Source organism: Saccharothrix coeruleofusca, from assembly GCF_014648515.1.
Classification (GTDB): Bacteria; Actinomycetota; Actinomycetes; order Mycobacteriales; family Pseudonocardiaceae; genus Actinosynnema; species Actinosynnema coeruleofuscum.
Window position 1 is genome coordinate 723 of the sequence record NZ_BMRG01000034.1, and the last position, 15,457, is coordinate 16,179.

The 15,457-nt window shown below is 65.8% G+C and carries 11 protein-coding genes, 3 tRNA genes and 1 pseudogene; 4 read left to right on the top strand and 11 right to left on the bottom strand.

Annotated features, from left to right (window positions below):
* Positions 1-278 precede the first annotated feature (278 nt).
* The 4 genes from IEZ00_RS35325 to IEZ00_RS35340 all read right to left on the bottom strand — a co-directional run bounded on the left by IEZ00_RS35325 (position 279) and on the right by IEZ00_RS35340 (position 7,488).
* A complete protein-coding gene (locus IEZ00_RS35325) occupies positions 279-1,382 on the bottom strand; it encodes a non-reducing end alpha-L-arabinofuranosidase family hydrolase (RefSeq protein ID WP_229796415.1) in 1,104 nt (367 codons plus the stop codon).
* Between the two features lie 2,414 nt (positions 1,383-3,796).
* The gene (locus IEZ00_RS35330; protein ID WP_189227711.1) at positions 3,797-6,136 is read right to left on the bottom strand and encodes a hypothetical protein; all 2,340 of its coding nucleotides are present in this window, start codon (positions 6,134-6,136) and stop codon (positions 3,797-3,799) included.
* A 126-nt stretch (positions 6,137-6,262) separates the two neighbouring features.
* Positions 6,263-7,180: an IS3 family transposase gene (locus IEZ00_RS35335; RefSeq protein WP_189227712.1), complete on the bottom strand. Its 918-nt coding sequence runs from the start codon at positions 7,178-7,180 to the stop codon at positions 6,263-6,265.
* The gene (locus tag IEZ00_RS35340) at positions 7,177-7,488 is read right to left on the bottom strand and encodes a transposase (RefSeq protein ID WP_189227713.1); all 312 of its coding nucleotides are present in this window, start codon (positions 7,486-7,488) and stop codon (positions 7,177-7,179) included. The genes IEZ00_RS35335 and IEZ00_RS35340 overlap by 4 nt, the downstream gene beginning before the upstream one ends.
* Before the next feature lie 186 nt (positions 7,489-7,674).
* Between IEZ00_RS35340 and IEZ00_RS35345 the strand changes: the two genes are divergently transcribed.
* The 3 genes from IEZ00_RS35345 (at position 7,675) to IEZ00_RS37620 (ending at position 9,789) form a co-directional block, all read left to right on the top strand.
* Positions 7,675-7,854: a hypothetical protein gene (locus IEZ00_RS35345; RefSeq protein WP_189227714.1), complete on the top strand. Its 180-nt coding sequence runs from the start codon at positions 7,675-7,677 to the stop codon at positions 7,852-7,854.
* Positions 7,855-7,949: 95 nt separating this feature from the next.
* Complete coding sequence (locus IEZ00_RS35350; protein WP_189227715.1) at positions 7,950-8,135, top strand: hypothetical protein; 186 nt, start codon at positions 7,950-7,952, stop codon at positions 8,133-8,135.
* A gap of 148 nt (positions 8,136-8,283) precedes the next feature.
* A complete protein-coding gene (locus IEZ00_RS37620) occupies positions 8,284-9,789 on the top strand; it encodes a hypothetical protein (RefSeq protein WP_229796416.1) in 1,506 nt (501 codons plus the stop codon).
* Between the two features lie 295 nt (positions 9,790-10,084).
* Here the strand turns inward: IEZ00_RS37620 and IEZ00_RS35360 are convergent.
* The 4 genes and pseudogenes from IEZ00_RS35360 to IEZ00_RS37625 form a co-directional block, all read right to left on the bottom strand.
* A pseudogene (locus IEZ00_RS35360) lies at positions 10,085-10,546 on the bottom strand (transposase family protein); the annotation flags it as partial.
* A gap of 224 nt (positions 10,547-10,770) precedes the next feature.
* On the bottom strand, positions 10,771-10,947 hold the full coding sequence (locus IEZ00_RS35365; RefSeq protein ID WP_189227716.1) for a hypothetical protein: 177 nt from the start codon (positions 10,945-10,947) through the stop codon (positions 10,771-10,773).
* Between the two features lie 87 nt (positions 10,948-11,034).
* On the bottom strand, positions 11,035-11,355 hold the full coding sequence (locus IEZ00_RS35370) for a DUF6247 family protein (RefSeq protein WP_189227717.1): 321 nt from the start codon (positions 11,353-11,355) through the stop codon (positions 11,035-11,037).
* A 373-nt stretch (positions 11,356-11,728) separates the two neighbouring features.
* The gene (locus tag IEZ00_RS37625; RefSeq protein WP_189227718.1) at positions 11,729-11,893 is read right to left on the bottom strand and encodes a hypothetical protein; all 165 of its coding nucleotides are present in this window, start codon (positions 11,891-11,893) and stop codon (positions 11,729-11,731) included.
* A 1,946-nt stretch (positions 11,894-13,839) separates the two neighbouring features.
* On the opposite strand from IEZ00_RS37625, the gene IEZ00_RS35380 reads away from it, so the two are divergent.
* On the top strand, positions 13,840-15,054 hold the full coding sequence (locus IEZ00_RS35380; protein ID WP_189227719.1) for a tyrosine-type recombinase/integrase: 1,215 nt from the start codon (positions 13,840-13,842) through the stop codon (positions 15,052-15,054).
* 14 nt (positions 15,055-15,068) lie between these two features.
* Here the strand turns inward: IEZ00_RS35380 and IEZ00_RS35385 are convergent.
* The 3 genes from IEZ00_RS35385 to IEZ00_RS35395 form a co-directional block, all read right to left on the bottom strand.
* Positions 15,069-15,143 (bottom strand) — tRNA-Val (locus IEZ00_RS35385).
* A 1-nt stretch (position 15,144) separates the two neighbouring features.
* Positions 15,145-15,216, bottom strand: a tRNA-Cys gene (locus IEZ00_RS35390).
* 57 nt (positions 15,217-15,273) lie between these two features.
* Positions 15,274-15,346: transfer RNA gene (locus IEZ00_RS35395), tRNA-Gly, on the bottom strand.
* Positions 15,347-15,457 lie beyond the last annotated feature (111 nt).

The following is a 15,457-nucleotide window of genomic DNA, read 5'->3' on the forward strand; positions in this document are numbered from 1 at the left end:
GTCCCGGTGATTTCGTGATACCGGGGCCGTCGCCTCAGATGTCATTCGCGCGGTCAGGCGGTGTTCAAGTCGAATTCGCGCACGGTCACGGAGCCGCCCCTACCGAGTACCGACTGGTGTCGGGGCCGTGGTTCCACTCCCAGTGCGGGCCGGGGGTAGCCCGCCCCGTGTGGAACGCCGTGGTTGTCCATTCGGAATGGATATGGCTGCTCCTCACCCGCCGCGCCGGCGGCGTCGCGGAACCGGAGCCCCGCGCTGGATGCGGGGGCTCCGGCGGGTCAACAGGCGGAGTTGGTCTGGGTCGGCAGACCCATGCGGTAGGGCAGTTGGCTGTAGTCACCGCCCGCGTCCGGGTCCAGCCCCTGGTAGAGGAACTGCAGCAGGCACGGGTTGATGGGCAGCGTCTGGTCGTTGCCGGAGCGGACCAACTCGCCGTGGCTGATGTCCCTGGTCCACCGCCCGGCGGGGAAGGTGGAGTTGCTGATGCCCGCGAACGGGGTGGACTCACCGGTCAGGTGCGGGCTCCAGGGTCCTTCGATCCGGTTGGAGGTGAAGGACTTGTAGTAGCGGCCGTTGGCGCCGATGGCCTCCTGGAGCAGCAGGTACTGGCTGCCGGTGCCGACCTTGTAGACCGCGGTGCCCTCGAACAGGGCGTTGCGGTTGGAGTCCTGCAACGCGATCACGGTGTTGTCGAAGCCGTTGGGGAAGTTGGCCACGCTGGTCTGGGCGCGGTAGACGTAACCGTTGTCGTCGCTGGAGAACAGGGGGCAGTTGGCCGTGTCGCAGATGCCCCAGAAGTCGAGCCGGTTGCCGTTGCCGATGTTCCCGCGCTCGATGTCGGGCATGGCGGACCGGAAGTCGCGCGGGGCGGACCAGGAGCGGGTGCCGCTGGGATCGCTGCTGGTGGAGTACGGCGGCAGCCCAGTCCGGTGGACCAGGTACCACAGGTTCGTGGCGTAGACCTGCCACTGGTTGTTGTGCCGCACCACCGTGTAGTCCTTGATGGACACGATGTCGTGGCTCGCGTCCGACTTCGGCCCGGCCAGGACCGCGCTGGAGCTCCACCGCAGCGACGAGGGCAGGCTCGCGCCCGGCTGCTGCGGGGTCGTGGTGGTGGGGTCGGCCCCGCCGACGCGGACGAGTTGCCACTGCTGGTTGGTCCCGCCCCGGTCGCTGTACTGGACGATGTTGCCGTTGTCGGAGTCGGCCAGGCGGAACTGCTGGTTGCCCCCGTTGCGGGTCCACTGGGTGATCCGCCCGCCGTCACTGGTGGCCAGGTTGTAGACGTCCAGCGCCTTGCCGCTGTTGCGGTTGACCAGCGTGTACCACGCGCTGGTGTCCACGGTCGCCGCCGACGCGGTGGCCGCGCTGAGCGTGGTCACCAGGCCACTGAGCAGCACGGTGACGGTCGCGGCGGCGATACCGGCCAGACGACGGCTTCGGCGGACTCGCGCGGCTGTGGCGGGGGGAGGTTGGCCTGACCCGGCCATAGGCGTGCTCCTCGTCTTCGGAACGGGGATGGGTGGGCGGGCGCCCGACGCGGGACGGGTGTGGAACCGGATCAGCCGACGCGCGGGAGCCGCTGCTGGATGACGTCGCTCCAGTCGCCGCGTTCGGCGACTCCGTCGGGAGTGCTGACCGGCACCTGCTGTCCGACCGAAGGTCCGACGCGAGTGTTAGCGCTAACAACTTGGCGGCTGCTGTGCTCCTGTCGAATTGGATCGCGGTGGGGGCGGCAATCGTCACGGTGGGTGCTTGTCGTGCCTCAGACTGTGAACGATGTCCCACGACGGGTCAAGATGTTACGCAAATGTTTCGCACAGGCAGGAGGTGGAATCAGGTCGAACGACGTCCGACAACGCACTTCCGCGCGACAGGAGTTAACGTAAACATTTTAGCTCGCCCGAGGTGTTGACCAGCGTCGTCCTGGCGGCTATCGCGCCGAGTGGTGGAACGACCCGCCCGAGCCGATCAGGCGGTCGGAGGCGGCCCAGCACCTCGGACTCCCAGCCGAATCCATCGTGGACACTGCCCCTCTGGTCGAACCCGGTTCTGGTCACCGCGCCGCGCGGCGAGGCTGTCGCTGGAGCGCTGGACTTCGTGCAAGAGGCCGATCGGGGTAACGCCTACTGCTGCGTTGTCCAACTGCGCTAATAGCGGCAGCTTCGGCTGCCACCCCACAACACCACTAAAGTTAGCGCTCACAGTTTTAGCCCTGTCCCGCTTGAGGGTCCCGACGGCCTGTTGGAGATTTCCAGGATGTAACCCTGTGGCGGCTGCCGAGGGGACGGTGCGGAACGAGGAGTTCGAGGACGTCCGGATCTGGCGGCGCCGCCTTGGTTTCCGTCGTGCACAACAGGTTTCCCCGGGCCACCCGGCGAGGTGCGGACGGTGGCCAGCTCGGCTCGCGGCAGCCGCCTCGGTCGGCTCAGCCTCGGCCTCGCGGCCGAGTGCGGGGAACCCCCGCTTCGGGGAACCCCCGCTTCGGGGACGCCTGGCGGCACGTCCCAGGCGCAACCGCGAGAGGCGCGCCTTCGGCCGGAAGGTCTCCCGAGCGATGCGAACAGCTTCGACTGAGGATGCGGATCGAGCACTGGTTCCTCGGCCTCCGAGGTGGGGATCGACGACCAGGCGGTGGGGGGAGTGGGTACCGATGCGAGCCGAAGTACGACTCACGTCTGCGCAACCGCCTCCCGTCACGGTTCGGCGGGTGTGGTCGTGGCAGGTGCTGTGAACCACCCCGCACCGCTGCCCTGATCATCATGACGTGTCGGTCGTCACGGTGGCGTTCAGGGCTGCGCCGAGGCTGGGTTGAGCTCCGATCTCGTCCGGTCCGCACCTTCGTGATCTGTGCCACGCGCAGGACATGGTTGACGGTGGCACCGTCCGGAGGCTCGTCAGCCCAAGCGGCTGGACCATCGGAGGCAGCATGTGCGAGACATCTACTCAGATGTGATTCAGATCATGACGAGTTCAATGCGCCTGGCGCTGCGCCGGCGGCAGTCGCGGACCTCACCATCGGGGAGTGGTGATCACGCACAGTGTCACTGATCACATCATGATCCGATGCTCTCGACTGCTCCCGTAGACGCAGAACGACCCGCTGGTGGTGATCACCAGCGGGCCGTCTGACCTGCGTGTATTCCTTGTGGACGATACTGGGATTGAACCAGTGACCCCTACCGTGTCAACGTACATCGCCATCAGCTCTGACCTGCGAAAACACACCTTCAGCAGGCTGCGTGGGTGCAGTTGCCCGTGCTTGGGAGTCGTTGGCTGCGGTTAAACGCAGCCAACGGCTCCCAACCTGCTCCCACAGCGCTGCTCCCAGGGGGTTAGTCGTACGTAGTGAGTCGGCGGTCGCTCATGCCGGGGGGCGCGCGTTTGGAACGTCCGCTTCTGCGGACGAGCGGACACTTCGCCCCGATGTGGCACCCCCCGTGTAAACCGAACTGACCGACGACATCGACGAGATCGAACTCCGCGGCTCGGGCACTCGCCAACGCACCCGGCCACTGGCGCGCCTACCAGGAGACTCGGCGTGCCATCGGGGGTAGCAACTTCGTCGGATGGACGCGAACAGCACCGAAGACCACGAGATGTACGCCCGAGTGTTCCGAGGCGGACAGGGGTGGAACCCCCCTCGACACCCACCTTGACACGATCTTCGGCTTCGTCGCCCACGCCGCGACGGACGTTCCGCGCCTGATCACGGAACTCAAACGCCTACGCGCCGAGCGGTGAGGGACTCAGCCGCCGACGGAGTGCGAGTTCGCCACGTCCGCTTCTGCCGAGTTCAAGACGTGTGGTCAGTGGGCTGGTGGAACGCCGAACGGAGGTCCTCTAGCAGGGTTGTCGCCAGTTTGGTGTTCACCGCCATGTGACGGCGGACCCGGGCGAGCATGGTCACACCGTCGATGGCAGTGAGGTGGTCGGGATTGAGGTGGTCGTTGAAGACTTCCGCGATGGTCTGGCAGAACAGGAGGTAGCACGCGGCCTCGGCGCGTAGCTCCTCAAGCGGAGTCATCGGTGTGCGTTGGTCCGACCACATCCGAAGTGCGGTGTCGGCCAGATCGGTTGTACCGCGGTCGGCGGCGTCCTGGAGGTCTTTGATCAGTGCTTGAGGCTGGTCGGGCTCGTCGGCCTCGGTCCGGTGGATGTGGCGGGCGGTGTGCGTGAAGGCACGGATCTTGAGGTCCAAGTCCTGGCGGAGCAGTGCACGGGTGACGTGGGTGAGGCGGGTGTGTTCGGCCTGCAAATCGTGCAGGGCGATCGCGGTGCGGCCGAGGTCGCGTGGCAGACCTCCGGACAGGCAGTGGCATAGCCAGACGAAGGGCATAGGGATGCCCAGTGCGCGCTGAGCCAGCCAGGTTCGCGATTCGTCGAGGGTGAACGGTTGGACGTGGATCATGGTGGTGAAGGAGCTGTCGAATGCGTCGCGCGCCGGTATGCCGCGTCGTTCGAAGGCGGTCAACGCGTCGTCGGACATGGACACCAGGAACAGGCAGTGCGGCACGCCGAACACTCCCTTGATCTCGTTGAGGAACCGCTGGGCCTCTTCGGGATCGGAGATCTTGTCGAGTTCATCGATCGCCACGACGACACCGCTAAGCTTGGTTGGCTCCTTGCCCAGCACATCGACGACCAACTCGAGGAACTCGCGGAAGCGGGTCACAACCTCCGGGTGGGTCCAGGGCTGCTCGCTGTGGGCTGAGGAACGGGTCAGCTCGAGTTCGGAGCCGAGCGGGGCGCTCACCTTGCCCGACCAACCCGACGTGTGGGTCTGGAGGAATCGAATTCGCCGGAGATGCTGTTCGGTGACGGTACGCAGTGCTTCGTGCCTTGGGTCGCTGCGCTGGGCGGCACCCGCGCGTGCCGCTATCCGCCGGCTGGCGCGCGCGGTTCTCGCGGGTATCGGCAGGAGCACACGGACCAGTAGGAGCCACATGGCACGGCCAGCGAAGGCGATCGCAACCACCGCTGTGTAGGTGTGCACGTCCCATGTGAAGAGGGCACCGGGGAAGTTCGACCACACGTGGACGACGAAGTGCGCGCCGCCGTGCCACAGGACGGCAGGGTCGCCGGTCCAGCCCCAGGTGAATTCGGCGTATCCCAGTGCGGCCAAGGCCAGTGCGCAGGCCTGGGCCAACGCGCGGGTCCAGTTTCCCACCGCACGTCGAAACGCTCGCCGGCGGTGTACCTTCCGCCACAGGCCCAGGGTGTCCGATCCTACTGGTCCACCCGGCTCGGTGAGGAAGTCGAGCACGGCCCGGCACACGCGTGCGTGCAGGTGCAGGACGAAGTCGCGGGCGTCGTAGCGCACCGGGGCGGTGGCCATCACGCCCAGCATCGGACCTCGGTGCGCGGCCGTGAACTCGTCGGCGACAGCTCGCTCGATGATGGTTGTCTTACCTGCCCCGCGCGAGCCCGCGATTCCGACCGCACCCGGCATCGACCGGTTGATTTCGCGTTTGCACGCTTCGACCGCCGCTGTGGTGACCAGCGGGCCCATCCTCGCGGGGAGAGTGAGCCCGTCGGCGTTGCGCAGTTGCAGCTCCAGGTCGAAGGAGGGCGTCTGTTGGGAGCTCAGCCACTCGCGCAGATGGCTCGCCAGCACTTCATCGCGCAACTCCCGCTGTTGTATCCACCGATGCGCCGGTATGACGGTCAGCAGCCGGGCTAGACCACCAACCCACGCCAGCCAGTTCAGGAACTCCGTCGGGAGCCCGTAGAGCCCGCATGCCACAGCGGTGGTCAGGATTACGGCGGCGGACGACGACACTACGATGTCGGGCGCCCACTCGCTGAACTGCACCACCAACACCAGCCACACCGTCGGCAGGCACACCATGGCGATCAGTGCACCCAGTTCATGGCGTGAAGGTCTCCACTGTCGCGGCCAGAAGTCCGGCCTCGTGTCCAACTGGTCATCGAGGTCATCCAGCATGTGGCCGACCGACTCGTAGGCCTGTCGCGCGTTGTCGCGCAGCGTCGGGTCGTCCAGGAGTTGGCGCACGACCTTGTCAGGGTCCAGCTTCAGGCGTGTGATCTCGTCGGTGAACTCCTCTCGCTTCACCAGTCGCTCGAGCGCCCGTTCCACCACGGGATGCGGTGGACCGCTGTTATTGCCGGTCATCAGTCCTCCGACTCTGGATCGGCGTTGACCCCGCATGCTGGCGCACAGCGGATCACCGCGACCTCGATCACCGTGATGTCCACCCGTCCGGCGCAGTGAGCTTCCCCCGATAACCCGAGGCAGTTGTTACCTGGATGCGGTCGGTGCCGCCGGGATGGTAGCTGGCTGGGTCTGAGCGGTGTGCCAAGCGGCTTCGTACTCGTCCGGGCTGAGCCAGCCGAGGTCCTTCTGGATGCGTTCGGTGTTGTAGAACCCGTCGATATAACGGAACAGTTCGTTCTCGGCCTCGTCGCGGGTGCGCCAGGACCGGCGGTAGACCAGTTCGATCTTCAGCGTGGAGAAGAAGTTCTCCATCAGGGCGTTGTCGTAGGAGTCGCCGACCGACCCCATCGACGGCAGGATCCCGTTGTCCGCCAACCGCTCCGCGAATCGGAAGGCCGTGTAGGTCGACCTGCGGTCGCTGTGGTGGATCAACTGCCCGTCGCGCACGTCGCGCGACCAGATCGCGTACTCCAGGGCACCCAGAACCAGGTCGGTGTCGCAGCGGTCGCTGGTCTTCCAGCCCACGATCCGGTTGGAGAACGCGTCGCGCACGGCCGCGAGCCAGAAGGCGCCCTCGCCGGTGCGGATGCGGGTGGCGTCGGCGACCCACAACCGGTCCGGCGCTGGCGCGGTGAAGTCCCGGTTCACCCGATCGGGCGCCGGTGCGGCCTGCGGATCCTGCCTGGTCGACGGCGTCCACCAGTGTTTGCGCAGGAACGCGCCCTGCAGGCCAGCCTGGCGCATCAGCCGCTCGACCCGCTTGCGCGACACGCGGATACCCCGACGCCGCAGCACCTGGTGCACCCGCGGACTGCCGTAGGTCCCGCCCGAGGCGGCGTGGATGTCGGTGATCTCGTCGGTGATCGCCTCGTCCTCGCGTTCGCGGTCCGACGGGGCGGCCTGTCGGGCCACCCAGCCGTGGTAGGTGGACGAGGCGACACCGAGAACCCGGAGGACGAACTCGACCCCGAAGCGGCCGCGAAGCTGCTCGACGAGCTTCACGACCGTCGCCGGGTCGGGTCGAGTTCCGCCGCGAAAAACGCCGACGCGGTCTTCAGGATCTCGTTGGCCCGCTTGAGTTCCGCGTTCTCTTTACGGAGGCGGCGCAGCTCGTCGGACTCGGTCGAGGTGGGCCGGTCGCCACGTTCACCGCGGTCGGCCTCGTCCTGCCGGATCCAGTTCCGCAACGCCTCGTGATGCACGCCCAGCTGCTCGGCCAGGCGCCGGATCACCGGCTTCGGGTCCGACTCCCGGTACAACCGGACAGCGCGGGACCTCAGCTCGGCGGGGTACTTCTTCGGTGGTGCCACGGACGACTCCCTTCAGGCCCTATCGGACCATGTCTGCAAAGCCACCGGGCTACCGGGGGAAGCTCAGCCACCAAGGACGCGACGCACGGGCGCGACAAAAGACACCCGCATGGCCCAACATCGTGCGGTTCACGCCCACACCCGACATACGACTCCCATAGTCGAGCGCCGACCTGGGAGGAACACATGAACCGGCCGCCCCTGCTGACCACCCGCACCGCTGTCGTCCTGCTCCTCGGACTCGAGTGCGGCGGGACCGCCGGAGCACTCGCCTACCTGGCCGGCAACAACGCCGCCGCCGCCATCCTCGGCGGCCTCGCCGCCTGCGGCGCGGCCATCGCCTTCTTCCACACCAGCCTCGGATAGAGAGCATGCCCCTGATCGGCGTGGGACTGTGAGAACGAGCGGCTCTGCCCCGTAGTCGGTCGTGACGTCGGGCAGCCGACCTTGATCATGATCTTGTGATCGATGTCAACTCCCTTGTGGGGGCGGTGTTTTCCGGATTGTCGGCGTTGGTCGTCCAGGACGTGGTGGATGACGACGGCATGGTGGTGATCACGGTCCGTACCAGGGATGTGGCCGTGTCGCGTCCGGTGTGCAGGATCGCGACGGCGAAGAGGTGCACGGGTACTACCGCCGGGCGGTGACCGACGTGCCGGTCGACGGCATCCAGGTCGTCGTGTACCTGCGCGTGCCGCGACCGGTCTGCCTAGCCCAGGATTGCCGACGGCAGATGGACAGACCCCATGAACGCGACCGCCTAAGATCGGCTGATCGAGGATCGGAGATGGATCTGTGGTCGATCAGCAGTGGGCAGTTGAGCGGCTCCAGCAGTTCGTGAGCAAGATTGAACAGATGTCGGAGCTTTACCGGACGATCCATACGATCGGTAGCGACCGATTCGAAGCTGACGCCATCGAGCGGGAGATCAGCGAGTTGGAGGACGAGTTATGCCAACTGGAACCCGCGGTTCAGATCATCATGGATGCTGTCGACCCGGAACTCAAGGATTACCAGCGCTTCGATCCGGACCACTCCGTCCTCGCTGGTGGTCTCTCGTGGACTGAGCGTTGGTTACCGGCGAGACGAGCGGCCCTGAGAGCCGTGGGGTTGCATACGGTCGGGCTGGAGGCCAAGCGGCGGATGCAGGTCGATTCCGGCCGTGACTCCGGGGCCAGCGGTATTGAGGGCCTCGAGGGAGCGGACTTCGAGTTGGTGTGGCCGCGGCAACTGTTCGTACGCGAGGGCGAAGCACTGCTCGCGCACGCCGGGCAGGGCTTCGAGCAGCAGTGCGAGTGGTTGCTGACTGAGGCGTTCGCCGGTTCTGCCGCAGTCGACGCCTTGAATACGAGCGGTACCTTCAGCGAGGCCTGGGGCACCGACCTGCCTGACAGTCGGCCACGCGGCCCCAGAGAGTTCCTGTCGCGGCTCGTGCAGGGCGCCGACCGGCTCCGAGAGGCGTCCGTGCGCACGCCGTACTGGTCACAGCGCCGCCGCGCCATCGCGCCGAGCATGATCGACATGGCCACCGTCGCCCGCGAGTTCGTGCGGATCGTCGGCTCCTTCCGTACGAACGGTTACTTCGACAGGGAGTTCCCGAAGATCTGCGTGGATGACCACGAGACGGTGTTCGTCGACGGAAGCGACGTTCTGCAGCAGATGCTGGGCATCCCGAACCTGCACTGGCCGTTGCGTGCCGACCAACTTCTCGAGATCGAGGACGCTCTATTCGACGTGATCGAAGCGCTCCACGACCTGGTGGCCAGGCCGAGAGCACGCTACTTCCACAGCTACGGAGGCTGTGGATGGCACTACTCCCAGTTCGCCATCGAGCCAGCCCGGGCTCTCTACCGATGGCGGGTCAACCAACTCCTCGACCGCAGCGATCTTGGCCTGCGACTGGCCGACGAGGGCGAGGATGTCGGACGTCTCGTCGCCGTCACCGACGACGCCCGCGCCGATCTCGTCAGCAGGTTGACCAGCCGACCGCCCGACCGGATCACCGACCGGGTCCGTCACGGCATCGCGCTGTTCCGTGCGCGCGCGGCCACCGAACACGACAAGCGATCCGCCATTCTCACCCTGGCCGGGATCCTCGAGGAACGCCGACAACTGCTGAAAGACAACCTGGTCAAAAAGGACGAGGGCGCGCTCTTCGACATCGCCAACAATTTCGCCCTACGCCATCAAGACCTCAAGCAGCAACGCGACTACGACCCTGCCTTCCTCGACTGGATCTTCTGGTGGTACCTGGCAACAGTCGAACTCAGCGACCATCTCCTCTCCCGCCCTACCTCGTAGCCATCGTGTCGTGCATGGAAGAGGACCAGGAGAGCAGGTGCAACACTCGAGTAATCTTCACGTTCAGCAGCCGTGCTTTGCCGATAATTCCATCTATGCAGGTTGACGTCACATCAGGAACATTCCGGTTTCCCGGCACTCGCCACCAGCGCACTGTCCTGCGGCCGGTGTACCGGTTCACAACGTGTGCGTGAGTATTGAACTGTCCTCGGTGTCGGAGTCGAGCGATGTCAACGCTTCGTGAACTTTGCCCCTGGGTGGTCTCCGGAAAATTGACCCCTCCAAGGAACCGTTTTCATCCTGCAGCGGTCTCGTAGTTTTGGAGGACGTGGATGGCTTTGGCCAGTCGGCCGGCGCGGTAGGGGCAGCTGCGTAGTTTGCGCAGGACGCGCCAGGTCTTGAGTTGGGCGCCTGCGCGTTCGCCCGGTCCGCGCAGGCGAGCGTGGGCGCGGTTGGCCTCCTTCTGCGATTCGGGCTTGTTGCGGCCCTTATACGGGGTGATCACGTGGTGGCCGGTCTCGTCGTAGCCGTGATAGCCCTTGTCTGCCAGGGCGATCAGGCCAGCGTCGCGCAGCGCGGCGAGGATGTTCCAGATCCGGGCGGCGGCGGTGTCGTGGGTGCTGCCCGGCAACTGGCCGGACACCCACAGGATCGTGCCGTCCGACGAGGCGATCACCTACAGGTTCACCCCGTGCATCCGGTGCTTGCCCGAGTAGAAGGGCCGGTCGGTGGCAACGCGGTCGATCGGGATGAGGGTGTGGGGTGTCAAAAGTCGGCCACGCGGCCTGAACTGTGCTTACGTCGCGATGGGTTTGCACTCGTTGATGAGGTCGTCGACGACTGGTCGGCGACAGCTCGATGACTTGTCGAGGGGTGCAGCGCAAGGCAGTGTAGGTCTGCTCTATAGTTTCAGTGTTGATTGAATCATGCGGTAGTTGCTGGGTATTGGACGCGCGGTCGCGGATCTTTTGTGGTGCGTGGTCAGCCGAGGTCTTCGAGCCAGAGGACGCGTTCGATGACGATGCGTTTCTGTTGTTCGAGGATGAGGTAGATGATGAGGCCGTTGCCGTACCCGTAGACGAGTTGGCGCAGGGCGCCGGTGGGGTTGGCGCGGTGGTAGGGCTCGCCGTACCACGGTTCGTGGGCCAGCAGGGTCATGGCCTCGGACAGCGGTTCGTCGGCCTCCGCCGGCAGTGCGTGGATCTAGTCCCAGACTTCGTCGGGGAGTTGGATCTGGTAGGTCACCTATCGGCCGCCGCGCTCCGTCTGCAGTTCGTCCCAGGTGCGCAGCCGTCCGGGTGTCTGGCCGGCGGTGCGGGTCTGGTCGATGCGGCCGAGCATCCGCCGGTGTGCGGCGGGGTCGTGCCGGGTGACGGTGGCGATGCGCCACCACTGCTCGATCACGCTGCGGACCGGTTCGAGGCTGGACTCGGCCGCGGCCTGGCCCAGGGCGTGGCGGCAGTCGGCGTCGAAGGCGTCGCGTTCCTCGGGCAGCAGTGCGGCGCGGATCGCCTCGGGGGTCTTCTCGACCTCCGGCGATGGCTGGTGCGCGGCTGCTGCGGTCACACCGACACGATAGCGGGTCGGCGTCGACGGTGGCCCGACGACAACGACACGATGGTGCGTGTCGTCATGCCAGTCGGTTGGCGGGCATGACTCTCCTCCTCCTCCTCCTCGGCAACGGATACATCCGCTGTCCGGGTCGGAATGTGGGTCGGGTGCGCGACCATCGCGGTCGGCGGTCCGCAGATCGCCAAGGAGCGGGGGAGTGCGTGGGAGCGGATGCTGGGAGCAGAATGGGAGCCGTCGGACGCGTTCAACAGTATTGAACCGCATTCAACGGCACCCAATAGCGGCATTTTTCCTGCGGTAATTACATCCGTGCCGGTAGAGGCATTATTCCGGCTTCATTCACACCGAAGTGCTCATCGAGGCGCGCTCAACTGCGCCGAACGGCGTGAAACCGCAGGTCAATGGCGGTGAACGGCAGGGCGGTCAGACGGCGTTGCGGGCTGAGCACTTCTGTAACTCTGAAGTGCTCTGTGGCGGCGATATTTTCTTCTATTGTTGCACTGTCGGCGTTGCGTAACCTGTCGTTGGCCACAACATAGGGCGTCGGGATGGCACTGTGTTGCTTTGATATGTCAAGTGGTGTTGGTCGTTGCGTGCGTAACCTCAGTCATGCCGTTACGGTGACTGGGGTAAGTGCGTTCCGCAGGACGCGCTGTTGGTTGGGTCGAACCGATTTCGTCAGGCCGATTCAGCCGCCCAGAACACGGCCCTGCCCGTGTCGTGTGGGTCCGCCGTGCGCCTCACCTTTCGTGCTGATCGAGTGGTCGGTTGGTCACTGACACGGAGGCTCGTAGGGTCGGTCCGGCAAGTACTGCTCCCATTGCTGTCGGGTGATCGGATTACCTGCCGCGTTGCAGAGGTCCTTGGCGATGCTCGCGGGGTCGGCCTCCCGCAGGTCCACCCCGACGCCCGATCGTACGACGGCAAGAGTCTCGTTGTTGGGGCTGAACGCGAGTGTTGAGAAGGCGAGGATGGAGTCGTCGCCTGGCAGGTACGACTGCCGGACGGGTGTGTGGGTCGGTCAGGTTCCCAAATCTCGGGGCGCCACTCGTGTGACCCGTCGGCCATGGGTCGTGCGATTAGGACGAGACGGGTTCCGTCGGCGCTGAAGGCCATCGGACCACCACCACCGCCTGCTGACGCGCGCGATCACCGGCTCGCCCACGACCCTGCCCCTGTCGACGTGCTGTAGTCGTAGCGTCCTGGTGGTCAAGTAGGCGGCGAAGAGCCCGCCGTCCGGGCGGTACGCGAATCGGCGAACCTCTTCCGGCGGTAGTTGCCGTGTCCACGTCTCGGTCGGGCGGGCGAGGTCGGTGAGGTCCCGGCTGCGCAGCCGTACCCCTGCGATCGGCCGAAGTTGCTCCGGCTCGTCGGTGAGTGTGATCGCTGCGGGGAGTGTCGCTCCGTCGGGGAAGGTGAACGAGAAGAACCTCGTCTCGATATCCGGGAGATTTGCCGTGGCTGTGGGGGATCGGCGATGTCGAGTTCGGCTCGCAGCGACATGGGATGCAGGCTCGCGCTGTCCGGCGTTGGCCGACCCGAACGTGAATCAGGAACCGCAAGCCGGTCAGCCTCGTCACAGCCCCGGTCCACGGACTGGGGCCAGTCAGACCCCCTCTTCGAGTGCGAGGACGTCCATGCTGTCCACCGCCGCGCGCCCAGTCGATCGCCGTAGTCGTGCCTGGGTGCGGCTGGCAGCTCCCTGCTGCGGGCGTGGTGCCGGCCACCTCGGCGGTCGTCAGATGTTGGCAGCGACCGGGTCGAAATGTCGACCTCGTGACATGCGGCCAGGACGCGAGCAGGTGCAACACCTGCTCGAAGGCCGAAGGGGGTCGGCGGCGTAGATGGCGAGAGCCGGTCCCCTTGTTTGCCAACGATGCGTTGATCAGTGACGTAGCCCGTTTGGTTGAAGTGTTCGCTGAGTGCGGTGCCGAATGTCCCCTGCGGTGCCTTTTCGCGGAGTTCAGGGGTAGACGCGCTCGTCGGTGGCGAGCGCACTGAGCTTCCGCGGAGGAACGATGGTCGCTTCGGATAGGGGTGTCGGCACGGAGACGAGCCTGGAGCCCGCCACCGGTGGAGTGGAGTCGTTGTTGTTCACGCCGGCGCGGGCGGCCGAGTTGTTGGCGGTGCGGGAGTCGTGGCTTCGACGCAAGGCGGGTCGTCGTGAGGTTCCGTGCACGTTCGTCGGTAAGCATCTTCGGTTCTCGGCCGAGGACCTGCGCGCGATCGTCGCCGGAGGGCCGCGTCCCGCTCGTGGTCGCCGGCCCCGGTCAAAGCTGTAGCACCCGACGTTTGTGCTGCGGAAGGTTCGTCCTGCTGTGTTCCGTAGTGGAGGTGAGGTCGGATCGGTGATTGACGGACACTCGGCTTCGGATGGGTGTGGTGACCACATACGGGTTGACACCGGTCCTTTATGGAGCGTCCATACCTGCTGCGTCCGCTGGGGCGCGGTTTCGTCGTCGACGAGGAGTGACGGGTATGGCGTGGGTGGAGAAGCACGGTTCGGGCTTCCGGGTGCGGTACCGGTTGCCGGACGGTTCCCTTGGGTCGGAGACCGGGTTCACCGATCGTTCGATGGCGGTCGGTCGGGCGAGGGACATCGAGTCGGATCAGCGTCGGGGAACGTTCGTGGACCCCTCGGTGGGGAGCCTCCCGCTGGGGGAGTGGGTACCTACCTGGGCGGACGCCCATGACGTGAGCGCGACGACGTGGGCGAAGTACGACTCGCACCTGCGCAACCATGTGTTGCCGCGGTTCGGTGACGTGCCGTTGAAGGAAATTTCGCGGATCGCGGTGAAGGGGTGGGTCAAGACGCTGCGGCGGTCGTTGGCGGAGCGCACCGTGGGTGATGTCGTAACGCTGTTGTCGATGTTGCTGGGTGAGGCGGTCGACGAGGGGTTGATCGGGGCAAACCCGTGTCGGCGGTTGCGGGTCAACACCGGTGATCATGACGAGCGGCCTCATGCTTCGCCGTGGCAGGTGCGGACGATGGCCCAGAGGTGTTCGCCAGCGGACAGCGTGTTGGTGGTCACGGCGGCGTACACCGGGCTGCGGTGGGGTGAACTGGCCGGGCTGCGGTGGGGCCGGGTGGACCTGGCCCGCAGGGTCATCACTATTGACCCGGACAAGGGGGCGCTGCACGAGGTGGGCGGCCGGTTGGAGTTGGGGCCGCCGAAGTCGAAGGCCGGTGTCCGCACGGTGCACCTGCCGCCGTTCCTGGTGAACCTGCTCACCGAGCATCGGGCTGGCCGGATGCAGGACCACGTGTTCACCGGTCTGGACGGCGGGTTGCTGCGCCGGTCGAACTTCCGGCGGCGGGTCTGGCTGCCCCTCGTCGACGGCGATCCGACCCGAGGGTGCGCGCCCATCCACCCTGGTCTGCACTTCCATGACCTACGTCATACGCACAAGACGTGGCTCATCGAGGACGGCGTGCCGGAGATCCTCCAATGCAAGCGACTCGGACACCGGATGGCAGGGGTCCGGGGCACCTACTCACATGTGACGCAGGTCATGGTCGACGCGATGCTCGACGGGCTGCAGCGTCGGTGGGAGCGTTCGCTGGTTGCTCCCACTGGTCCGGGAGGGGTGACCACATACGGTGTCGACGATCACGTCAAGATCGTTTGCTCCCAATTTGCTCCCACGACAGCAGAACAGCCCGCCGGTGGTGATCACCGACGGGCTGTCTGACCTGCGTATATTCCTGGTGGACGATACTGGGATTGAACCAGTGACCCCTACCGTGTCAAGGTAGTGCTCTCCCGCTGAGCTAATCGTCCGAGGCGGAGACGGGAATCGAACCCGTGTACAGGGCTTTGCAGGCCCTTGCCTAAGCCACTCGGCCACTCCGCCAAGGTTCCTGAAGGCTAGCACCAGGAACCTGGCCTGAGCCCAAGGGGCCCTCTGCCGAGCGGATGACGAGACTCGAACTCGCGACCCTCACCTTGGCAAGGTGATGCGCTACCAACTGCGCTACATCCGCACGCCCCGTGGAATTCTTCGAAGTTCGCCCTTTTGGGGCTGGTGTTCGTGTCTTCCGCGGTGCAGGAGGAACTTTATTACATGCCTGCCGCTGGGATCAAATCGGGGGTCC